This is a genomic window from Brevundimonas sp. KH_060 (assembly GCF_057838275.1).
In genome coordinates this window covers 2600239-2622403 of the sequence record NZ_CM174463.1, presented here as the reverse complement: position 1 = coordinate 2622403, position 22165 = coordinate 2600239, and the positions used below count along the sequence as shown (strand labels likewise).

Sequence of the window (22165 nt, the reverse complement as noted above, 5' to 3'; positions counted from 1 at the left end):
TGAGAGGGCAGGATCAGAAGCTGGCGGAGACGCCGAACCAGAAGGTGCGGCCGTATTCGGCGGATTCCTGCAGATAGCCCTGGTTCGGGCCGGTCACTTCGCGGCGGCCGGCGTCGTTCAGGTTCTGGCCCTCGGCGAAGATCGTCACCCCGTTGTCAAAGCGCCAACTGATCGAGGCGTCATAGAGGTGACGGCCCTTCCAGTATTGATCGGCGTTGGGGGTGGTGTCGTTGATCGTCTCCAGGAAGCCGCCGACGTAGTTGTGCGAGATCCGCGCCTCCAACGGCCCGCGCTGATAATAGATCGAGGCGTTGGTGGTGGTGTCCGGCTGCTGGAACAGGCCCGTGTGGCGCTCGCCCGCCGAGGTCAGGAAGGTGAACTCCGTGTCCAGGAAGGTGGCGTTGGCGCTGACGCCGAAGCCGTCGAACGGCGCCGGCAGTATGGTCAGGGCCTGCTGGAAGCCCAGCTCGATCCCGCGGATCTCGGCCGACTGGGCGTTCATCGGCGTGGAGACCAGCACGTCCTCCATGCCCCGGCCTACGTCCATGCGCTGCACCGAGCTGAGGGTGAAGATCTCATTGTCGATCGACTTGGTGAAGACCGCGACCGAGATCAGGCCGTCCGTCGGATAGTATTCGAACGACAGGTCGAAGCCCTCGCTCTCGCGCGGCTCCAGATTGGGGTTGCCTCGCGACAGGGTCGGCTGGGAGCCGTCGAAGCTCAGGTTCTCGCTGGCGGCCAGGGAGCCGAAGTCCGGACGGCCGATGGTGTTGGTCCAGGCGGCGCGCACCACCATGTCCTCGCGCACGTCCCAGCGCAGGTGGACGCTGGGCAGCCAGTTCTCATAGCCGCCTTCGTTGTGCGCCGGGGTCAGGACGCCCCCAGTGTTGCGGATGGCCTGGGACTCCACCTCGGTCTTCTCGTAGCGTAGTCCGCCCAGGACGGTGACGTCGCCCATCCGATAACTGGCCTGGCCATAGGCGGCGTAGACGTCCTCGGTCACGTCATAGTCGCCGACCGGCAGGGCGGTCGTGGCGGTGAAGCGATCGCGGTTGGCGGTGAAGAAGTTCTCGGCCAGACCGGCGTCGATGCGGGCGCCCAGGTCATAGCGGCCCTGGATCAGTTCGCTGGGGCCGGCCACGTCCACCTCGTCGAAGGTGAAGGCGAAGCCGGGCGCGGTCTTATAGTCGGTGCGGGTGCTGGCGTAGGAGCGGTCGCTGGAGCGGATCAGGCCGCCGAACTTCACCTTCAGGTTCCGCTCATGGCCGCCGTCGTCGAAGGCGGCGTTGAAACGGGCCTGCACCGTGTCCTCGTCGCTGGTGGTCAGGGACACCCGGCGTTGCTGCAGGTTGTAGCGCGCGGCGTCGCGGAAGGCGGCCGGATCGGTCGGCGTGAAGACCGGGAAGAAGTCCGAGGTATCGTAGCTGAAGCCGAAGTCAGAATGGGCCGCCGTGCGGAACTCATATGAGGTGTTCGGCGTCTCCAGCTGTGCCTTGGAGTAGGACAGATCGCCGTCCAGCGCCCACTGGCTGGCGGCGTCCCACTGGAAGCCGCTGCGGACCAGACTGATCTCGCGCTGGGTGATCGGCTGGTTCAGGCCGACGATGTTGCGCCCAGCCGCAAAGAGGCCCGAGGTTTGGGTCTGGTTCGAGACGTTGCCGTTCGGCTCGGTGCGGAACTCGATGCGCTCCTCATCGTCCTCCATGCTTGCCCACAGGGCTGAGGCCTCCCAGCGGAAGGTGTTGGACGGACGCCACTCCAGCTTGCCGTTCACGCCTGAGCGCTGCTTGGTGTTATTGTACCAGAACAGGCGATGCTGGGTCGGAACCTGGATGCCGTTGCCGGCCGCCGAGCCGGAGTCCACCGGCTTGCCGTCGGCGTCGTACTCGCGCACCGAGGGGGCGGCGACCTCGACCTGCGGGATGTCGTAGTCTAGCTGTTCGTGCGAAGCGCCGACCACCACGCCCCATTCGTCGTTGGCGCCGAAGCGGCGGCCGGTGGCGAAGCTCAGGCGATAGGAGGGGTCGTCGTTGCGCACGTCGCCGCTGCGCTCATAGGCACCGTAGGAAGCCATACCGTCGAAGAAGGGACCGTTGCGGTCGAAGGCGCTGCGGGTCCGCACATTGATGACGCCGCCGATGGCGTTGCCGTCGTTCTCGGGCGTCACCGTCTTGATGACCTCCAGGCGGCCGGCCATGACCGAGGGGACGATGTCCATCGGCACAGTGCGGGCGCTCTCGTCGACCGAGCCGACGAAGGCGCCGTCGATGGTGGTGCGGTTGTAGGTCGAGGCCAGGCCGCGCAGGATCGGCCAGCGCGGCTCGCCCTGGTCCTCCATGATCGACACGCCGGGGATACGGCGCAGGGCGGCGGCGGTGTTGTGATCTGGCAGCTTGCCGATGTCGTCGGACGAGACGGCGTCCATGATCTCGAACTGGCGGCGCTTGACGGCGATGGCCGCGCGCTGGGCCTCGCGTTGGCCGGTGACGACGATCTCGCTGACTTCGACGGCCGGGTCCTGGCCTTCAGCCTGCGCCGAAATCTGGGCCTGGGCGAGGGTCGGCGCGCATAGGGCCGAGGTGGCGAGCAGCCAGGCGGCGGCGCGGCGAACAGAGGTCATGCTGACGAATCCCCGAAAGCGATACTGATGTCGGGGGCAGCTAGGCTTCAGCGACGACGCTACGGTTTCAGCTCGATGGGGTTTTCATCACTGTTTGGCGCCCTTTAGGCGAAGAATGATCCAGAACCGGAGTCCGCCAGGCCCAACAAGGCCGCCGACATTGACTCCTGGCCTCGCCGCCTTCATAAGCGCGCCCTTCTCGCATCGGGTACTGCCCCAGGCGCGAATTGACTACGGACGATGCGTGAACCGCCGTTGAGATCGCCGCTCCAATCGGGGAGCAGCCGGGCCGCATCATGATGAAGAGTGACACATGTCCAAGCGCCATAGCGCCAAGTACAAACTCGACCGGGCCATGGGTGAAAACCTGTGGGGTCGCGCCAAGTCTCCCGTCAACAAGCGTTCCTACGGCCCCGGCCAGCACGGCCAGCGCCGCAAGTCCAAGGTCTCGGACTTTGGTCTGCAGCTGAAGGCCAAGCAGAAGCTGAAGGGCTACTACGGCAACATCACCGAGAAGCAATTCGCGGCGACCTACGCTGAAGCCGCCCGTCGTAAGGGCAACACCTCGGAAAACCTGATCGGTCTGCTGGAATCGCGTCTGGACGCCATCGTCTACCGCGCCAAGTTCGTGCCGACCGTCTGGGCCGCTCGCCAGTTCGTCTCGCACGGCCACGTGACCGTCGACGGCAAGAAGGTCGACATCGGTTCGTACCGCGTCAAGCCGGGGCAGGTCATCGAGGTCAAGGAAAAGTCGCGCAACATGGCGCTGGTGCTCGAAGCCCAGCAGTCGAGCGAGCGTGACCTGCCTGACTATCTGGAACTGGGCGATCGTGGTTTCTCGGTTCGTTACGGCCGCGTGCCGGAACTGTCCGACGTGCCCTATCCGGTGAAGATGGAGCCGAACCTGGTCGTCGAATACTACTCCTCGTAAGTTCGACGATCCCGCCCGATCCGTCGGGTTGCGGTTCAAGACAAGAAAGAGGCTCCGGCTCGCCGGGGCCTCTTTTTTAATGAGGCACAGCGGCGGTTCCCTTTTGGGCCAAACCAAGGCATGGTGCCTTTTGCTGTCAGGATCGAGCCGCGGGAGGCCGAGATGAGATATCGGATCGCTTTCTGCGCCGTCGTGGCGCTGTCTGTCGCCGCCCTGGCCGGATGCGCCCCGAAGCCGGGCGCTCTGGTGCGGACGGAAGGGATGCCGGGTCAGCTGGAGCCGATTCACGCCGCCGCCTTCACCCGCGACCTGGCCGTGTTCCGCGTCAGCTCGAACGGCTGCACCGACAAGAGCGACGTGAAGCCCTTCATCACCCAGCTCAAGGACTCGGCGGTCATCACCCTGCGCCGTCTGGACGAAGATCGCTGCAGCCGTCCGGTCAAGGGCGGAGTGCAGATGGAGTGGACCTTCCAGGAACTGGGCCTTCCGCCCGGCGCCAACGTTCTGGTCAACAATCCTTACATGATGGACGGCGAGGCCGTGGCCGTCAGCCAGTAAGGGCTTAGACGGCTTAAGGGCCGTTTTTTTCAAACTTCATTATTCATATCGAGACAGCCAGGGTTAACGCCTTGGCTTTTAGGACTGTGGACTCCTTTCCTCCACGGCGTCTTCCATGCGTGTCCTGACCTGTCTGACCGACGAGCACCATCTGGGGCTCGTCGCCCTGGCTGCCCTGATCTGCCTGCTGGGCAGCTTCATCACCACAGGGTTGTTGAGACGGATTAGGGAAAACGGAGGGCTGTCGCGCCTTTCGTGGCTGTTCCTGGGCGCCGTCGCGGGTGGGGCGACGATCTGGTGCACCCATTTCGTGGCCATGATCGCCTATCGACCGGGCGTCGAGACGGCCTATGAGCCGATGTTGACGGGCGTCTCCCTGGCGGTGGCGATCCTGGGCGTCGGCCTGGCCCTGGCGACGGCCTCCATGCGCCGCCGTTTCGCCGTCGAGGCGGGCGGCGCCCTGTTCGGCATGGCTGTGGCCGGGATGCACTTCGTCGGCATGGCCGCCCTGTCGGTCGAGGGCGTGGTCCATTGGTCGGCCGTCTATCTGGCGGTCTCCATCGTCGGTTCGGTGGTTTTCGGCGCCCTGGCCTTCCGTCTGGCGTCGGCTGACGATCGTTTCGCGCGGCTGAAGGGCGGGGCGGCCATGGTGCTGGGCATCGTCTGCCTGCATTTCACGGCCATGGCGGCGATGACCGTCATCCCGCTGGGACCGCTGGATGGGATGCTGACCGGCGAGGACGCGCGCCATGTTCTGGCGCTGGGCGTCGCCGGCGTCGGCCTGCTGGTGCTGGGCGCCGGCGCCGCCAGCCACGCCTTGGATCGGGAAGCCCTGGCGCTGAACCGCGAGCGTCTGCAGTATCTGCTCGAGACCGGCGTCGACGGCATGGCGATCGAGCGCGACGGCGTCATCGTGGCCGTCAACGAAGTCCTGGTCGAGTTGGCCGGAACCGACCGCGACAGCCTGATCGGCGCCGACCTGGGGGACTGGGTGCAGGACGCCCACCGTCTCGACGACGGCGCTGTGACCCAGACCATACTGATAGCCGGCGGCGAAGAGATTCCCGTCGAACTGTCGGCCCGCCGCGACCTGACGGCGCGCGGCCGCACCATGATCTACGCCGTGCGCGACCTGCGCGCCCGCATGGCCCAGGAACGCCGCATCGCGCACCTGGCCCGCAACGACAGCCTGACCGGCCTGCCCAACCGCGCCTCCTTCCTGGAGCGGTTGACGCGCCAGAAGCAGACGGCGGCCGAGGGCGAGACCCTGGCTCTGTTCGCCCTGGACCTGGATCGGTTCAAGGAGGTCAACGACCTGTACGGCCACGCGGTCGGCGACCAGCTTCTGTGCATCATCGCCGAGCGTATGAAGGGCGTTCTGCGAGAAGGCGAATTCATCGCGCGTCAGGGCGGGGACGAATTCCTGGCCCTGGCCTCGGTGGCGACCCGCGACGAAGCCCGCGCGGTGGCGGAGCGCCTGCGTCAGGCCGTTGTTCAGACCGTGACCCTCGACCATGCCGACGTGTCGTGCGGCGCCAGCATCGGCGTGTCGCTGTGGCCGGAAGACGCCCATGACGTGTCGACTCTGATCAACAACGCCGACCTGGCCATGTACCGGGCCAAGGCGTCGCTGACCCAGGACGTCTGCTTCTATGAGGCGGACATGGACCAGGCGGTCCGCGCCCGCCGTCGTGTGACCCAGGCCCTGCGCGAGGCTCTCGAAAACGAGCGGTTCGAGCTTCACTATCAGGTCCAGGCTTCGGTCAGCACCGGCAAGGCCACCGGCTATGAAGTCCTGCTGCGCTGGAAGAACGATGAAGGCCGCTACATCTCGCCGGCCGACTTCATTCCCGTGGCCGAGGAGAACGGCCTGATCCTGCCGATCGGCGAATGGGTTTTGCGTCAGGCCTGCCGCCAGGCCGCCGCCTGGGACGAGCCGCATCGCATCGCGGTCAACCTGTCGCCGGTCCAGTTGAGCCACGTCGACCTGCCCCGTCTGGTGCATCAGATCCTGCTGGAGACCGGCCTGTCGCCGTCACGCCTGGAGCTGGAGATCACCGAGACGGCCATGATCACCGACATGGCGCGCACCACCCATGTGCTGCGTCAGCTGAAGGCGCTGGGCGTGACCATCGCGATGGACGACTTCGGCACGGGCTATTCCTCGCTGTCGACGCTGAAGGCCTTCCCCTTCGACAAGATCAAGCTGGATCGCTCCTTCATGACCGAACTGGACGGCGAGGCGCCGCAGTCGCGGGCCATCATCCGCGCTGTCCTGACCATCGGCGAAAGCCTGTCGATCCCGGTGCTGGCCGAAGGCGTCGAGACCGCAGAGCAGTTGGCCTTCCTGCGCGCTCAGGGCTGCAATGAGGTACAGGGCTACCTGCTGGGTCGGCCTCAGCCTGAGGCCGACGCCTTGACCCACGGCGCGGCCTGGATCGATCTGCAGGAGACGGCGACCGCCGCGTGATGGGCGGCGATCCTTGCTGATTATTCACATGACCCTGCGACCGGGCGCTGGCAGGGTCCGGCCAAGTTAAAGAAAAGGGACGCGTCTCATGCGCCGCATCATCATCGCCCTGGCCTTGGCGGCCGTCGCCGCGCCGGCTCTGTCGGGCTGCATCATCATCGCCACTGAGAAGCCGACCACGCGCGTCATTCATACGCCGCCGGCGGAAGGCGCCTGATGCGCGGCGCTCTGCTGGCCGTCGGCGTCCTGCTGCCCCTGCTGGGCGGGTGCGTCATCTATTCCAATGAGGGCGGCGAGAAGGTCTCGGTCATTACGGATCGTGATACGGTCAAGACCGAAGCCGTGGAGGCGGTGCGCCGCGTCGACTTCGACGGGCAGCGCCTGAATGTCGTTGTCGGGTCCAACGGATGCACCGAGGCGTCGAGCTTCGAAGTGCAGATCAAGGACTCTGATCCGGCTGAGCTGACGCTGGTGCGCCGCACGCCCGACATGTGCCGCGCGCTCGTGCCCGAAGGCGTGACGGTCAGCTGGACCTATGCCGAACTGGGTCTGGAAACGGGCCAGCCGGTCCGGGTGATCAACCCGATCAGCCTGTAGACGACGCCTTCTCCTTAAGGGGAGGGCCGTCCGCCGGTCGAGACAGATAGGGGTTGCGGGACCTGGGTCTCGCGGCCCCTTTTTCTTGTCGCGGGCTGTCGTCAGGCGTCGAAGGCGCCGGACAGGACGCCGAACAGCGGGTTCGGCCGACCCTCATCGTTGAACAGCAGGGGACTGTCCCGGCCGTCGTCGTTCTCGCCGCGACGCAGCCAGGAGTCGCTGTCGCGCACGCCCCAGACGGTGAAGGCGAACCGCTGGGCGGGCGGCAGGTCCATGAAGGCCTCGGCCAGTTCCGCCACGCGCGCCGTCTGCTGCTCGCGCCGCTGGGCGCGCGACCGTAGGTCGGGCAGGCGGCCGCCCCGGACCATGGAGGCGTCCAGCTCAGAGACATGGATGGGCAGGCCGAACTGACGGGCTTCATGCATGAAGCCTGCGATCTGGCCCTTGGGGATTTCGATGTCGAGGTGGGACTGGATGCCGATGCCCTGCACCGGGGCGCCCGCCTTCAGCAGCCGCTCGACCAGGCGCAGGAAGGCCGCGCCTTTCTTGGGCGTGTTTTCGAGGTTGTAGTCGTTCAGGAACAGGGTCGCCTCGGGCGCGGCGATGCGGGCCTGTTCGAAGGCGCGGATGATATAAGCGTCGATCCCGCCTAGACCCCGGCTCCAGACGCAGTCGCGATAGCCACTTCCGTCATCCTCGACCGGCTCGTTGACCACGTCCCAGCCGACGATCTGGCTGCGCCAGCGCCCGGCCACCTCGGCGATATAGCGGTCATGCTCGGCGATGAAGCGCGCCCGGTCGTCGACCAGGGCGGTGAACCACGGGTGGTCCTGCGCATACCAGATCAGGGCGTGACCGAAGAGGCGGACGCCCAGATCACGCGCGAAATAGGCGATGCGGTCGGGCGCGTCGAAGCGCAGGGAGCCGTCGTCCTGGAGGATGTACTCCATCTTCATCTCCCACTCGGGCGTGAGCTGGGAGAAGTGGGTGGAGACCAGCTGGAACCAGGCCTGATCCGACAACTGGCCGGACATGGCGACAGTGCCGACGGGGAAGGGGGCGACGGCTTTCAGCGCGCGGATGGGGCCGGTCGGGGCGGATGGCGGCGCCTCGCCCGCGCCGCATGACGCGAGCGCGAGGGTCGAGGCCAGCAGGGCGCGACGGTCGATTATGACGCCTCTCCCTCCCGTGAAGCGGAGGGACAAGCTGCGGCTGTCTCAGCCACGGCGGCGCAGGCCCATTTCGTCATAGGCGGCGGCCTCGCGCTTGGCGGCGGCCATCAGCTTGTTCAGCCGGGTGGTCTCGGCGACATGCTCGAACTTCTTCAGTTCCTCAAAGGCGCCGGTCAGGGCGTCGCGGGCGCCGTCCTCTTCGGTGGCGACGGCGGCGACCTCGGCCTCGGCGTCGGCGCGGCGCTGTTTCCAGCCGTTGAGATAGGCCTGCAGCATCATGCCGGAGGACGGGTCATGGCGCGCGTTCTCACGTTCGATCTCGGCCTCGGCGTCCAGCACGGCGACGCGCACCTCGGCCTCGGCCTTGCGGGCGCTGATCTCGGCCAGGCGCTTCTGCAGCGTCTCGACCTCATAGTTGGAGATGCGGATCAGGGATTGGGCCCAGGCCGTCATGCGTCGTCTCTCGCGATCATTGGTCCACCATGCCCTGGTTCAGGATGGTTTCAAGTCTGTCGAAACTGTCGGCCAGCCGCGTCACGTCGTCCTTGTCCTGGGTCAAGAAGCCTTCCAGGGCCGGATTCAGGGCGATGGCGCGGTCGACGATGGGGTCGGCCCCGGTGCGATAGGCGCCGATGCGGATCAGCTCTTCCATGTTGGAATAGGCGCTCAGGCACTGGCGCGCGCGGCGGTTCAGTTCGCGCTCGGGCGGGGACTGGTTGCCGGGCATGGTGCGGCTAACGGATTTCAGCACGTCGATGGCGGGGAAGCGGCCGCGCTCCGCGATCTTGCGGTCCATGACGATGTGGCCGTCCAGAATGCCGCGTACGGCGTCGGCGATCGGCTCGTCATGGTCGCCCCCGTCCACCAGCACGGTGAACAGGGCGGTGATCGGCCCCGCCTCGGTCCCGTCCGGCCGGATCGGTCCCGGCCCGGCGCGCTCCAGCAACTTGGGCAACTCGGTGAAGACGGTGGGGGTGTAGCCCTTGGTCGTCGGCGGCTCGCCCGCGGCCAGGCCGATCTCACGCTGGGCCATGGCGAAGCGGGTGACGCTGTCCATCAGGCACAGCACCTCCAGACCCTGATCGCGGAAGAACTCGGCCACGGCCATGGTCATATAGGCCGCCTGACGCCGCTTCAGCGCGGGCTCGTCACTGGTGGCGACCACGACGACGGCGCGTTTCAGGCCTTCTTCGCCCAGAGTCTCTTCGATGAACTCGCGGACCTCGCGGCCCCGCTCGCCGATCAGGCCGACCACCACGACATCACAGGTCGCCTGGCGCGCCAGCATGGACAGCAGCACCGACTTGCCCACGCCCGAACCGGCGAAGATGCCCAGGCGCTGGCCCCGGCTGGTGGTGGTGAAGACATCCATCGCCCGCACGCCCAGATCCAGCCGTTCGCCCACCCGGCCGCGCGAATGGGCGGGCGGCGGCGGCGCGCGCAGGGGATAGGGGACGAGGCCCGGCGTCAGCGGCCCCAGGCCGTCGATCGGCTCGCCGAAGGAATCGATGATGCGGCCGAGCCAGGCGGTCGTCGGGCGCACGCTGGCGGCGGCGTTGATGATGCGGATGTCGGCGCCGGGCGCCACGCCCTCGACCGGGCCGAAGGGCATCAGCAGGGCCTTGGCCTCGCGGAAGCCGACGACCTCGGCGGGCAGGGGCGGTTGGCCGCGCCGCTCGATCTCGGCGCGGGCGCCGACAGCCAGACGGGACAGGCCGCCGCGTGACTCGATCAGCAAACCGCTGACGCCCGCCACCTTGCCGGTGACGACCAGCGGGTCGATCGCTTCGACGGCGGCGACAAGATTGCGCAAAGAAGACCCCTGGGCCGCCGGATGTGCAGCCGTTCCCCGCGAACATGCCTCATCATGGTTAATGGGCGGTGAAGTCAGGCATAATTTTTCAACTTATGATTGTAGGTAATAAAGATGAAACCTTTGAAGCGCCGTTGTTATCCGCAGACGTAGCTAATCCATCGCCGTTATTCTGAAGGGGAGCGGTTCGGATGTTCAGTGGAAGTCGTCGGCAAAAACAGGCTGCTGATCTGCAGCGGCTCGAGGAACTGGATCGCCGGATGGCGGCGATCGGTCGGTCCCAGGCGGTGATCGAGTTCGATCTGGACGGCACGATCCGTGACGCCAACGATAATCTGCTTCAGACCATGGGCTATGGCATGGATGAGATCCGGGGCCAGCATCACCGGATGTTCATGGACCCGATCGAGGCGGCGACGTCTGACTACGCCGCCTTCTGGCGCGAATTGAACGAGGGCCGCTTCGTCGCCCGCAAGTTCCGCCGCATGGCCAAGGGCGGGCGCGAGGTCTGGCTGGAGGCTTCCTACAATCCGGTGCTGGATGAGACGGGGCGGCCGCTGAAGGTGGTCAAGCTGGCCGTCGACATCACCCAGGCCGAACAGGCTTCGCAGCGGGCGGAGCAGGCGCGCATGGCGGCCGAGACGGCGCAGGCCCGTCTGGTCGGCGCCCTGGCCGAACAGCTTTCACGCCTGTCGGACGGCGATCTGCGCGCCGCCATCGAACAGGAGATGGAAGGCGCCCACCAAGCCGTGAGGGCGGACTTCAACGGCGCGGTGTCCAGCCTCAGGGCGGCGCTGGAGCAGGTGTTGGCGGCGGTGACGACGCTGCGCGGCGGCTCGGACGAGATCAGCCAGGCGTCGGACGACCTGTCGCGCCGCACCGAACAGCAGGCGGCTTCGCTGGAAGAGACGGCGGCGGCGCTGGATCAGATCACAGCCACCGTTCAGCGCAGCGCCGAAGGGGCTCGTCAGGCGGCGTCGGTCGCGTCCAGAGCGCATGCCGAAGCAGGCCGCTCGGGCGAGGTGATGCGCCGCGCGGTGGCCGCCATGGATGGCATCAGCCGCCGCTCGGCCGAGATCAGCGACATCGTCGGCGTGATCGACGAGATCGCCTTCCAGACCAATCTTCTGGCCCTCAATGCGGGGGTCGAAGCGGCGCGGGCGGGCGACAGCGGGCGCGGCTTCGCCGTGGTCGCTTCCGAGGTGCGGGCCCTGGCCCAGCGTTCGGCCGAGGCCGCCAAGGAGATCAAGACCCTGATCGCCGCCTCGGGCGCCGAGGTGGCGCAAGGAGTGGAACTGGTCGCCGAGACCGGCCGCGCCCTGCAGACGATTGCGGAACAGGTCAATGAGATGGACGGTCTGGTCGCTGAAATCGCCGCCTCGGCTCAGGAGCAAGCCTCGGGTCTGGGTCAGGTCAATCAGGCGGTGAACCAGATGGATCAGGTCACGCAGCAGAACGCGGCCATGGTCGAGCAGACGACGGCGGCGGCCGCCAATCTGAAGACCGAGGCTGAGCATCTGGCCGAACTGGTCGGCCGGTTCCGTACGGGCGCGAACGACGGCGTGGTGCGTGAACTGAAGCGGCCGGAGCCGGCGGGACGCGGCGGCCCGCCGCCGGCGCTGGAGGCGCAGCGCGCCCGCCTGCGCGCCGTGGTCAACGGTCCGGAGACGGAGGAGTGGACCGAGTTCTAAGGGGTTAAAACAACAGCTTCACGGTCGCCCGCATCAGCAGGGCCAGAACGGCGCCGAAGACCAGACAGGCGATCAGGTTCGGGATCGGCCGTTGCAGCCGGGACAGCAGGAACTTCATCGAAACGCGTCTGTCGTCAGGCGGGGGCGGCCGGATCTTGCAGCGGCTGCGCCTCATCAGAAGGCGAGGTCAGCACGGCGCCGACCGAGGCGGTGATGATGGCGGCGATGGCCAGCCATTGCAGGGTGCTGAGGTGCTCGCCCAGGACGAACAGACCCGCCAGGGCGCCGATGGCCGGATCGCCGCTGACGGCCACGCCGAAGGTGCGCTTGGGAATGTGGCGCAGGGCGATCATGTCCAGCGTATAGGGCAGGGCGCTGGACACCAGGGCGACCACCAGGCCGAGGACCAGGATCTTCGGATCGAACAGGGCCAGACCCGCGCCGGCGATGCCGAACGGCACGACCGTCATGGCCGCCACCGACATGCCGATGGCGACCGTGGCGCCGCTGGGCAGATGGCTGACGCGCTTGCCGAAGACGATGTAGCCCGCCCAGAACACCGCCGCCGCCGCCGCATAGGCGCAGCCGACCGGGTCCAGCGTCGCCACGCCGCCGTCCAGCGGCAACAGCAGGCCCAGGCCGAGAACCGCCAGGCCGACCCAGATGAAATGGATCAGGCGGCGCGAGTTGAACAGGGCGACCGACAGCGGCCCCATGAACTCGATCGCCAGCGCGACGCCCAGCGGAATGGTGTTCAGCGCCATGTAGAAGCTTAGGTTCATCAACCCCATGACCCCGCCGTAGATGGCCAGGGCGCGCAGGTCGCTGCGGGTGAAGGCGCTGCGCCAGGGGCGGAAGACCATCAGGAGGAATATGGCCGACAGGCCCACGCGCAGGGCCGCCGTCCCGGCCGGTCCGACCATGGGATACAGCGTCTTGGCGAAGGAGGTGCCGGCCGAAAGGGACACCATCCCGCCGATCAGGGCGAGATAGGGCAAAATGGCCGCGATGCGCGGTGTGCGAAGGGCGAGCGTCAGGGAGGACATGGCGCGGAACCTAGCCAAAACCCGCCTGCATTTCTCGCTGATTTCGCCTGCCATGATGCAAGAAACAGGCGTATGTTTACATCAAATGCAAGAAAACATCGATCTCGATTCCTTTGATCGTCGACTGCTGGCCCTGGTGCGGCGCGACAATCTTCAGCCCGCGCGGGTGCTGGCGGAAAAGGTCGGCCTGTCGGAATCGGCGGTGTCCCGACGGCTGCGGCGCTTGCGTGACGAAGGGGTCATCATCGCCGACGTCTCCGTGATCGATCCGGCCCGGCTGGGCCGCGCCCTGACCATGCACGTCCTGGTCGAGATGGAGCGCGAGGGGACGGCCGTCCTGGACGCCCTGATCGACAAGCTGACCGCCCGGCCCGAGGTTCAGGCCGCCTGGTATGTGACCGGCGACACCGACCTGATCCTCTATGTCGTGGTGCCGACGATGGAGGCCTATGAGGTCTTCACGCGCGAGATGCTAAACGACGACGCGCGCGTGCGGGCCTTCAAGACCCTGATCTCGATCCGCGAAGTCTTGCCCTTCGATCCCGCCCGCCGCGCCCTGGCGCGATGAGATCGTCTAAAGCCTGCGTCAGAATTCCTGCGCGGGCCTGCTTTGCTCACGGCGTATAAGACTTATCTGTTGAGCCGACACCGCCGCACGGAGACCTTCCCATGTCCGACGCTTCTCAAGCCGCCTATGACGCCAGCCGCCACAAGAAGGCGGGCCGAGGCCGCGTCTATGACAGCATCGTCGACACCATCGGCGACACCCCCCTGGTGCGGCTGCCCAACCTGACGGCGGCGTTTGAACCCAAGGCCACGGTGCTGGCCAAGCTGGAGTTCTTCAACCCGATCGCCTCGGTTAAGGACCGTATCGGCGTGGCTATGGTCGAGGCGCTGGAGCAACTGGGCAAGATCCAGCCGGGCGCGACCCTGATCGAGCCGACCAGCGGCAACACCGGCATCGCACTGGCCTTCGTCGCGGCGTCCAAGGGCTACAAGCTGATCCTGGTCATGCCTGAGAGCATGTCGATCGAACGTCGCAAGATGCTGGCCCTGCTGGGCGCGCGGCTGGAGCTGACGCCCGCCGAAAAGGGCATGAAGGGCGCCATCGCCCGCGCCGAGGAACTGCTGGCGGAAATCCCCGGCTCGGTCAGTCCGGCCCAGTTCGAGAACCTGGCCAACCCCGCCATCCATGAAGCCACGACTGCCGAGGAGATCTGGAACGACACGGCGGGCGCCGTGGACGTGGTGGTGTCCGGCGTCGGCACCGGGGGCACGATCACCGGCGTCGGCCATGCGTTGAAGGCGAAGAAGCCCTCGGTGAAGATGATCGCGGTCGAGCCGACGGCCTCGCCCGTGCTGTCGGGCGGCGCGCCCGGCCCGCACAAGATTCAGGGCATCGGCGCGGGCTTCGTTCCGGCGGTGGTGGATCGCGCCGTCATCGACGGGGTGGAGCAGGTCACGAACGAGGACGCCTTCGACATGGCCCGCCGCGCCGCGCGCGAGGAAGGCATCCCGGTCGGCATCAGCTCGGGCGCGGCCCTGACGGCGGCCTTCCGTCTGGCGGCGCAGGATGAGTATGCGGGTCAGACCATTGTGGCCATCATCCCCAGCTTCGCCGAGCGCTATCTGTCGACGGCCCTGTTCGAAGGGCTGTAACGGCGCTTCCGGCTGCAACTGCACTGCTGGTTAACCGCTGACGCTCTAGGTTGCCGGCATGGGCGAGATCCAGGCCAGTTTGGAAGAGGCGCATGCGCCTCGCAGTCGCACGGCGCGGCAGGTGCTGCTGCGCCGGTTAGCCGATGTCGTCAGCCTGCCGGCCAGCCGGATCAATGCGTTCGAGCGGGCGGTGGCCGGCGATCTTCTGGTCGATGTCCTGCGTCCGGCGCCGCTGGAGGAGCGCCGCCGCGTGTCCCTGCGGCTGGCGCCTCTGGGCGAGTTGCCGGATGCGCTGAAACGCCTGCTTATTCGTGACGAGCCTCAGGTGGCGGCGCCCTTGCTGGAAGATTGCGCCGCTTTGTCGGACGCGGATCTGATCGGCTGCGCGCGAGACGCCACGACCCAGCATCGCATGATGATGGCCGCGCGGCGCGACCTGTCCGAGGCTGTGACGGACACTCTTCTGAGCTGGGGCGAGGAAGCGGTCATCGCCGCCGTCCTGGCCAATCCTTCCGCGCGTCTGACCCAGACCAGCCTCGAGGGCGTGATCGCCCTCAGCCGTTCGTCGCGCGACCTGTGCGCGGCTCTGCTGAAGCGGCCCGAGATGCGGCCCTCCGGCGCCTATGTCATGTTCTGGTGGTGCGGGCCGGCCGACCGACGTCTCATCCTGCAACGCTTCGCCGTCTCGCGCGAAGTGATGCAGACCAGCGTCGAGGATGTCTTCGCCATGGCCGCCGCCGAGGGCTGGAACGATCCTGTGGCGCGCAAGGCCCTTCAGTTCATCGAGCGGCGCCAGAGAAACCGCGCAGCGATCGAGAAGAGTCCCTTTACTGATCTTGAAGCCGCCGTGACGGCCGCCGCGACACAGGGTCTGTCGCGCGAACTGGTCAGTGAGATCGGGTATCTGTCCGGCGTCAAACCGCTGACCGCCGCCAAGATCATGGGCGATCCTGGTGGAGAACCCGTGGCTATACTTTGCAAGGCGACGGGGCTGACGCGGCCTAATCTTCTGGCCTTGTGGCGATCCATGCGCCGACCCGAGACGACCGCTGACGGCGCGGTGCATCCCGACTGGGACCGGGTTCAGCTGACCTATGAAATGTTGGCGGTCGACCGTGCTCAGACAGTGCTGCGTTACTGGAACTGGTCGCTGTCATCGGCCCTGACCCCGGCCTTGTTGCGTGCGATCCGGGATGGGGAAGACCAGACGATCGACGAATACTCGGCGCCTGAGCGTGCGGCGGCTCTCGCCCTGGCGGATAACTTCGGTCGTTGAAATGGCCGTGCCTGTAGAGGCTGAATTCAGACGTTGATTTCGCCTCATGAGCGAGCAACGAGCGTTGCATTGCTTTCAATGTAAAACATAAGTATGAAACTGATCGACGGCAGGTCGATTCAGATCAGTCGATTGAAATTGGGGCATGCAAGAGGCTGATGCAGATGGAAGAAAAACCCGAACTGCTCGAGATGACCGCTGACATCGTGTCGGCCTATGTCAGCAACAACACCGTTTCGGCTGACGCCGTGCCGGGCCTGATCGCTCAGATCCACGCCGCTCTGTCGGGTGTTTCGGTTGCTCCCGTCGAGCCCGAGCCCGAGCCCCAGGAACCGGCGGTCCCGGTTCGCAAGTCGATTACGCCTGACTTCTTGATCTGCCTGGAAGACGGCCGCAAGTTCAAGTCGCTGAAGCGTCACCTGCGCACTAAATACAACATGAGCCCCGAAGAATACCGCGCCAAATGGGGTCTGCCGAAAGACTATCCCATGGTCGCCCCGAACTACGCCAAGGCGCGTTCGGAACTGGCCAAGCAGATGGGCCTGGGCCAGGGCGGCCGCAAGCCGGCCCGCACTTCGCGTAAGTAACGCCTCTACGCGATCAAGACATGAAACGCCCGCTCTTCGATCGAAGGGCGGGCGTTTTGCTGCCAGGCGACCTTCCTGACCCGTAGAGCGAGACGTCTAGTCTTCCAGCATCCGCGCTCGCCCGATGCGCACGGCCTCCGCTGCGCTGCCAACAGTCGGCGATGGCGTGATCGGGCTGCAGGCCGCAGCAGCCAGCTCATCTGCGTCGCCGCCAGGAGCAATAGGATAGGGCGGGGCGGTTTCGGCCGTGCGCGGACCCTCCGTCCCGTCAGCCCGCAAGGAGGCGAAGTCGAGGCGATCCGCCGTGCGCGCGGCGCAATCGAACCGCCACCAGGACCAGCCGCCGACATAGGCGACGCCGCCGATCATCATGTCTTCTTCGCTGACCTGAAGCGATCGCATCCGCACGCCGTCGCCATCGGGCGCGATCGACGCCCGATCCGCGAAGACCGCGAACCGCCCTACGCCGGTCAGGGCCAACTCCATCGTCGGTGTTTCCTGGGCGGACGGGGCGACGAGAGCGGCGGTCAGCATCAGGGCGAGGGGCAAGATGACGTCCTTTTACATGACCGAACGGGCGGCGGCGGTTAACCCTGTCCGCATACCCGCCGTTGAAACGGCTGCGCTAGACAGACGTCATGTATCACGCGCCTCACGGTTTCGATCCTTTCGGCCCTCCGCCTGACCGGCGGCGACAAGCCCGTGCGCCGTTTCGTCAGACGCGCCGTCCCGAGGAACGGATCACCCTGCTGGGCGAGCCGGTCGATCTGGTTCGTCCCGAAGAGGTGCTGCTGCACCTCGAACGCAGCGTGGAGGCGGGCGTGCAGAGCGTCGTCGCCAACCACAACCTGCACAGCCTCTATCTGATCCGGCGCACGCCGGGGATGCGGCGCCTGTACGACGCAGCCGACCTGATCGAGCTGGACTCGACGCCGCTGATCCATTTCGCTCGCCTGCTGGGCCATCCGGCGCGGCCGCAGCACCGCTGTACCTATCTGGACTGGCGAGACCATTTCTGGAGCCTGGCCGACCGCAAGGGCTGGCGTATCCTCTATGTCGGCGGGGCCGACGGCGTGGCCGAAGAGGCGGCGCGGCGGCTGTCCGTCCGCTATCCGGGCGCGATGGTGAAGGGGCTCAGCGGCTATTTCGACGCCACGCCGGGGTCTCTGGGCAATACGGCGGTGTTGGCGGCGATCAAGGACTTCGCCCCGACCGTGCTGTTCGTCGGCATGGGGATGCCGCGTCAGGAGTTGTGGATCGCGGACAATCTGGCCTCCCTGCCGCCGGTCCCTATCCTGCCGGTCGGCGCCGCCTTCGACTATGAGGCCGGGGTGCAGAAGGCCGCGCCCCGCTGGATGGGGCGTCTGGGCGTCGAATGGCTGTTCCGCCTGTTCGCCGATCCGAAGCGGCTGTTCACCCGCTACTGCGTCGAGCCGTGGTTCCTGATCGGCCCGGCGCTGGGCGACGTGCGCACAGCCATGCGGCGCAGGAAGCACTGACTTTTTCCTCCCCATTTCATGGGGAGGGGGACCGCGAAGCAGTGGAGGGGCTTACGGCAGCAGAACCAAGTAGCCCCTCTGTCTCGTCCGCCTCGCGTCCGATCCACCTCCCCATTTCATGGGGAGGAGAGACGTCGGTCACGCCGTGACGATCTCTTCGGCCTGATCCAGATCGACGCTGACCAGCTGGCTCATGCCGCGTTCGGGCATGGTGACGCCGTAGAGGCGGTCCATCCGGCTCATGGTCACCGGATTGTGCGTGATGACGATGAAGCGGGTGTCGGTGCGCGACCGCATCTCGTGCAGCATTCGGCAGAAGCGGTCGACGTTGGCGTCGTCCAGCGGGGCGTCCACCTCGTCCAGCACGCAGACCGGCGCCGGATTGGCCAGGAAGACGCCGAAGATCAGCGCCGCGGCCGTCAGGGCCTGCTCGCCGCCGCTCATCAGGCTCATCACCGACAGCCGCTTGCCGGGCGGGCAGGCGTAGATCTCCAGCCCCGCCTCCAGCGGATCGTCGCTCTCGACCAGCTTCAGCTCGGCCTGACCGCCGCCGAACAGGGCCTCGAACAGGGTCTTGAAGTTGGTGTTGATGACGTCGAAGGCGGCGATCAGCCGCTCGCGCCCCTCGGCGTTCAGTTCGTCGATGCCGTCCCTGAGTTTCGCGATCGCCTGCGTCAGGTCGATGCGCTCGGTCTTCATGGCGCTGAGCCGGTCGCCGTATTCGGCCGCCTCTTCCTCGGCGCGCAGGTTGACGGCGCCCAGCGCCTCGCGCTCGCGCTCAAGGCCGTAGAGCAAGTTCTCTGCGCCCGCTGCGTCGGGCGGGCGGGCGATGGCGTCGTCGGTCAGTTTCTTGCCCAGCTCCTCGGGCGACATCTGCGCCGTCTCGCGGATGTTGGCGGCGCTCTCGGCCAGCTTCTCGGCGGCGGCCTCGGCGCGGGCGGACAGGCCCGCCCGGCTCTCGCGGGCCTGAGAGGCGGCGGTTTCGGCGGCGCGCGCGGCGCGGTCGGCCTCCTGCGCGTCCGCTTCGGTCACGGCCACGGCGTCGGTCGCGGCCTGCTTGCGCTTCTCGGCCTCGGCCAGAGTGTCCATCAGGGCGTTGCGCTGCTCGGTAAAACCGGCGGGTGCGGCCTGCGCCTTGGTCAGTGCGGCTAGCGCCTTCTCCGCATCACGCTCCAGCGTCTTGAGGCGGGCCGCGCTGTCGCCGGATCGCGCAACCCAGCCCTCGCGTGCGCGGGTCAGACTGCCCAGCCGTTGCTCGCGCATGGCGCGGTCGCGGGCCTCCTCGTCGCGGGTCGAGCGGGCGGCCTGCGCCGCCAGCCGGGCGCGGTCGGCGCCGCCGCGCGCCTCGGTCAGTTCCTGTCGCAGGCCGACGACGACGTCGGAGGACGACTCCACCGAACTGGCTTCGGCGAAGGCGGCCTCGGCCTCCTGAACCTCGCCGTCCAGCCGGGCGACGGTCTCGTCCAGCGACTGGGCGCGGGCCTCTTTGCGGGCCTGATCGCGCATCAGGGATTCCAGTCGGTCGCGGGCCGAGACGACCTGCTTGTCCAGCGTGAAGGGGCGCAGCCGCGCGGCCTTCACCGCTTCCTCGGCGGCGCGGAAAGCTTCGCCCGCCGCCTTCAGCGCGCCTTGCACGGTCTCCAGCGCGGGCTTGCCGAGGTCGATCTCGGCTTCCAGCTCCGACAGGCGGGTGCGCTGGGCCAGACGCACGGCGGCGGGGCGGGGCGCCTCGGCGCGGCTGATGAAGCCGTCCCAGCGATAGAGGTCGCCCTCGAGCGTGGTCAGGCGCGCGCCGCGCGGCAGGGCGCGGGCCAGTTCGGCGATCCGCTCGCGCGGGGCCACGCCGCAGAAGGCCAGCCGCGCCGCCAGTTGATCCGGCGCCGTCACATGGGCCGACAGGGGCTCGACCCCTTGCGGCCAGTCCGGCGGCGTAGCCTCGGCGCCTGCCCAGTGCGCCGGCGCGCGGGCGTCTAGCGCGGCGTCCAGATCATCGCCCAGCGCCGCCGCCAGCGCGGCCTCATACCCCTTGGCCGCCGACACCCTGTCCAGCGCCGGAGGGTGCTCGCGCTTGCCCGTGACCAACAGTTGCGCCAGCCCGCGCGCCTCGGTTTGCAGACGGCCCAGCCGGTCCTCGGCGGCGCGGGCGGCGGTGCGCGCCTCCTGCTCGGCGCGGGCAATGTCGCTGCGGTTCGTCTCGGCGGCCTCGACGGCCTCGCGCGCGGCGGCCAGTTCGGTCTGGGCGGTTTCCAGCGTGGCCTTGGCCGTCTCGATTTCGGGCGTCTCCAGCGGGCCGAGGGCCTCGCGTTCGCGCCGGGCCTGTTCGTGCTGGCCCTTCACCCGCGCCAACCGGGCCTCGGCGTCGCGCTTCCTCGCGCTTTCGGCGTTGGCGCGGGCCTCGACGGCGGCCAGCGTCCCGGCCAACCGCTCGACCTCGGCGTCGGCGGCCTTGCGGGCGTCCTCGGCTTCCAGCAGGGCGCGTTCCAGTTCGGGGCCGCGCTCGGGAGCGGCGGCGATCTCGGCCTTCAGCTTTTCCAGTTCGCGGTCCAGCCGTTCCAGCTCGCGCCCGGCGTCGGCGGCCATGCCGTCTTCGCGCACGCGGTCGGCCTCGATGCGGGCGACCTCGGCCTTCAGGCGGTCGACCTCGGCGCGGGCGGCCTGTTCGGCCATGTCCAGCCGGTCGCGTTCGATGATGGCGCGGTTCAGCAGGGCGGTGGCGACCGCATCTTCCTCGCGCGCGGGTTTCAGGCTCTCCTGAGCGTTCAGGGCCGCCGTCTGGGCCGCCGCCGCCGCCGTGGTCGTTTCGGCGACCAGTCGGTCCGCTTCGCGCAGTTCGGCCGTCGCCGTCTCGGCCGCCGTCTTGGCGTCGGTCCAGCGGACGTAGAGCAACGCGGCCTGAAGCGCGCGGATCTCGGCCGAGATCTTCTTGTACTTCTCCGCCTGACGCGCCTCGCGCTTCAGCTTGTTCAGCGTCGACTCCAGCTCCTTGCCGATGTCGTCCAGCCGGTCGAGGTTGGTTTCAGCCGCCCTTAGCCGCAGCTCCGCCTCATGGCGCCGGGTGTGCAGGCCCGCCACGCCCCCGGCTTCTTCGAGGATGCGGCGGCGGTTCTGGGGCTTGGCGGCGATCAGTTCCGAGATCTGGCCCTGACGCACCAGGGCCGGGCTGTTGGCGCCGGTCGAGGCGTCGGCGAACAGCAACTGCACGTCGCGCGCCCGCACCTCCTTGCCGTTGATGCGATAGGTCGAGCCGCGCCCGCGCTCGATCCGGCGCGAGACCTCCAGCATGGGGCTGTCGGTAAAGGGCTGGGGCGCGCGCTTCTGGGCGTTGTCGATGGTCAGCTGGACTTCGGCGTGGTTGCGCGGCGGGCGGCCCGCGGCGCCGGCGAAGATCACATCCTCCATGCCCTGACCGCGCATGGCCTTGGCCGAGTTGGCGCCCATGACCCAGCGCAGGCTTTCCAGCACGTTCGACTTGCCGCAGCCGTTCGGCCCGACAATGCCGGTCAGTCCGGCCTCGATCTGCACCTCGGCCGGGTCGACGAAGGATTTGAAGCCGACGAGCCGGAGGCGCTGGAACTGCATCGCGTCCCGATCAGCGCGCCCGGATCAGCGGGTCGATGGCCGCTGACAGGGCCTCCAGCGAGGAATCGGTCACCCGCCTGCCGTTTACGAAGAAGGAGGGCGTGCCCGTCACGCCCGCCGCCACGGCGCCGTCGACCTCGGCCTGAAGAGCCTGGCTGGTCGCGGGGTTCTTCATGCAGGCTTCGATCTGCTCCTGACTACGGCCGCTGGCGGCGATGGCGGCGGCGAACCAGTCGCGCGCGTCGCCTTTTTCAAAGGCGGCGGCCTGGCCGCTCATCAGGCTGTGAGCCACGTCGAAGAAGCGGTTCGGGGCGGCGCAGCGGGCGATGCCCGCCGCCGTCGCCGCGATCTGGGCCGGGGGCGTGGGCATGTCGCGGAACACCAGGCGCACCTTGCCCGTGTCGATGTAGCGCGCCTTGAACTGCGGCAGGACTTCATTGGTCCAATGCGCACAGTGGTTGCAGGTGAAGGAGGCGTACTCGATCACCGTCACCGGGGCGTCGGCCCGGCCGAGCACGCGGTCGGCCGCCGTGACGGCGGGCACGGCCGCCGTCGCAGAGGCGCGCGTTACGGCCGGATCGAGCGCCGCCGAAGGGCTGGCGACGGCGACCGCCGCCAGGGCGGCTGCGCCTAACAGGGCTTTGAGAGTCAGGCGCGACCGCAGCAT

Annotated in this window: 19 protein-coding genes; 11 read left to right on the top strand and 8 right to left on the bottom strand. The window is 67.7% G+C overall.

Features of this window, described 5'->3' with window-relative positions:
- Positions 1-13: 13 nt before the first annotated feature.
- The gene (locus AC3IPP_RS12965) at positions 14-2620 is read right to left on the bottom strand and encodes a TonB-dependent receptor (protein ID WP_489149260.1); all 2607 of its coding nucleotides are present in this window, start codon (positions 2618-2620) and stop codon (positions 14-16) included.
- 313 nt (positions 2621-2933) lie between these two features.
- On the opposite strand from AC3IPP_RS12965, the gene rpsD reads away from it, so the two are divergent.
- The 5 genes from rpsD to AC3IPP_RS12940 all read left to right on the top strand — a co-directional run bounded on the left by rpsD (position 2934) and on the right by AC3IPP_RS12940 (position 7176).
- Positions 2934-3551, top strand: coding sequence for a 30S ribosomal protein S4 (rpsD, locus tag AC3IPP_RS12960; RefSeq protein WP_003169687.1), 618 nt, complete (start codon positions 2934-2936; stop codon positions 3549-3551).
- A 162-nt stretch (positions 3552-3713) separates the two neighbouring features.
- Positions 3714-4109 carry a hypothetical protein gene (locus AC3IPP_RS12955; RefSeq protein WP_489149259.1) on the top strand — a complete coding sequence of 132 codons (396 nt, stop codon included), beginning with the start codon at positions 3714-3716 and terminating at the stop codon, positions 4107-4109.
- Between the two features lie 115 nt (positions 4110-4224).
- Positions 4225-6579: a bifunctional diguanylate cyclase/phosphodiesterase gene (locus AC3IPP_RS12950; RefSeq protein WP_489149258.1), complete on the top strand. Its 2355-nt coding sequence runs from the start codon at positions 4225-4227 to the stop codon at positions 6577-6579.
- 88 nt (positions 6580-6667) lie between these two features.
- Positions 6668-6796 carry a hypothetical protein gene (locus tag AC3IPP_RS12945; protein ID WP_003163590.1) on the top strand — a complete coding sequence of 43 codons (129 nt, stop codon included), beginning with the start codon at positions 6668-6670 and terminating at the stop codon, positions 6794-6796.
- Positions 6796-7176, top strand: coding sequence for a hypothetical protein (locus AC3IPP_RS12940; RefSeq protein ID WP_087140957.1), 381 nt, complete (start codon positions 6796-6798; stop codon positions 7174-7176). Before AC3IPP_RS12945 ends, AC3IPP_RS12940 begins: the two co-directional genes overlap by 1 nt.
- Before the next feature lie 101 nt (positions 7177-7277).
- On the opposite strand, the gene AC3IPP_RS12935 is transcribed toward AC3IPP_RS12940, so the two are convergent.
- From AC3IPP_RS12935 to fliI, 3 genes are read right to left on the bottom strand one after another with little or no spacing between them, the layout of a single operon-like run.
- The gene (locus AC3IPP_RS12935; RefSeq protein ID WP_489151064.1) at positions 7278-8348 is read right to left on the bottom strand and encodes an endo-1,4-beta-xylanase; all 1071 of its coding nucleotides are present in this window, start codon (positions 8346-8348) and stop codon (positions 7278-7280) included.
- A gap of 45 nt (positions 8349-8393) precedes the next feature.
- A complete protein-coding gene (locus tag AC3IPP_RS12930; protein WP_489149257.1) occupies positions 8394-8801 on the bottom strand; it encodes a flagellar export protein FliJ in 408 nt (135 codons plus the stop codon).
- Positions 8802-8817: 16 nt separating this feature from the next.
- Complete coding sequence (gene fliI, locus AC3IPP_RS12925; protein WP_489149256.1) at positions 8818-10161, bottom strand: flagellar protein export ATPase FliI; 1344 nt, start codon at positions 10159-10161, stop codon at positions 8818-8820.
- Positions 10162-10352: 191 nt separating this feature from the next.
- Here fliI and AC3IPP_RS12920 point away from each other — a divergent pair, with 191 nt between their 5' ends.
- Positions 10353-11852 carry a methyl-accepting chemotaxis protein gene (locus AC3IPP_RS12920; RefSeq protein ID WP_489149255.1) on the top strand — a complete coding sequence of 500 codons (1500 nt, stop codon included), beginning with the start codon at positions 10353-10355 and terminating at the stop codon, positions 11850-11852.
- A gap of 134 nt (positions 11853-11986) precedes the next feature.
- Here the strand turns inward: AC3IPP_RS12920 and AC3IPP_RS12915 are convergent, their stop codons facing one another.
- Positions 11987-12898: an EamA family transporter gene (locus AC3IPP_RS12915; RefSeq protein WP_489149254.1), complete on the bottom strand. Its 912-nt coding sequence runs from the start codon at positions 12896-12898 to the stop codon at positions 11987-11989.
- An 85-nt stretch (positions 12899-12983) separates the two neighbouring features.
- Between AC3IPP_RS12915 and AC3IPP_RS12910 the strand changes: the two genes are divergently transcribed.
- The 4 genes from AC3IPP_RS12910 (at position 12984) to AC3IPP_RS12895 (ending at position 16420) form a co-directional block, all read left to right on the top strand.
- Complete coding sequence (locus AC3IPP_RS12910; RefSeq protein WP_489149253.1) at positions 12984-13466, top strand: Lrp/AsnC family transcriptional regulator; 483 nt, start codon at positions 12984-12986, stop codon at positions 13464-13466.
- A 101-nt stretch (positions 13467-13567) separates the two neighbouring features.
- Positions 13568-14557 carry a cysteine synthase A gene (gene cysK, locus AC3IPP_RS12905; protein ID WP_489149252.1) on the top strand — a complete coding sequence of 330 codons (990 nt, stop codon included), beginning with the start codon at positions 13568-13570 and terminating at the stop codon, positions 14555-14557.
- 58 nt (positions 14558-14615) lie between these two features.
- Positions 14616-15833, top strand: coding sequence for a DUF2336 domain-containing protein (locus AC3IPP_RS12900; protein WP_489149251.1), 1218 nt, complete (start codon positions 14616-14618; stop codon positions 15831-15833).
- A gap of 164 nt (positions 15834-15997) precedes the next feature.
- Positions 15998-16420 carry a Ros/MucR family transcriptional regulator gene (locus AC3IPP_RS12895; protein ID WP_087141050.1) on the top strand — a complete coding sequence of 141 codons (423 nt, stop codon included), beginning with the start codon at positions 15998-16000 and terminating at the stop codon, positions 16418-16420.
- Positions 16421-16516: 96 nt separating this feature from the next.
- Here the strand turns inward: AC3IPP_RS12895 and AC3IPP_RS12890 are convergent, their stop codons facing one another.
- Complete coding sequence (locus tag AC3IPP_RS12890) at positions 16517-16969, bottom strand: surface-adhesin E family protein (protein ID WP_489149250.1); 453 nt, start codon at positions 16967-16969, stop codon at positions 16517-16519.
- Between the two features lie 89 nt (positions 16970-17058).
- On the opposite strand from AC3IPP_RS12890, the gene AC3IPP_RS12885 reads away from it, so the two are divergent.
- On the top strand, positions 17059-17919 hold the full coding sequence (locus AC3IPP_RS12885; RefSeq protein ID WP_489149249.1) for a WecB/TagA/CpsF family glycosyltransferase: 861 nt from the start codon (positions 17059-17061) through the stop codon (positions 17917-17919).
- 138 nt (positions 17920-18057) lie between these two features.
- On the opposite strand, the gene smc is transcribed toward AC3IPP_RS12885, so the two are convergent.
- Both smc and AC3IPP_RS12875 read right to left on the bottom strand, forming a co-directional pair.
- A complete protein-coding gene (gene smc / locus AC3IPP_RS12880; RefSeq protein ID WP_489149248.1) occupies positions 18058-21498 on the bottom strand; it encodes a chromosome segregation protein SMC in 3441 nt (1146 codons plus the stop codon).
- A gap of 10 nt (positions 21499-21508) precedes the next feature.
- Positions 21509-22165, bottom strand: coding sequence for a DsbA family protein (locus tag AC3IPP_RS12875; protein ID WP_489149247.1), 657 nt, complete (start codon positions 22163-22165; stop codon positions 21509-21511).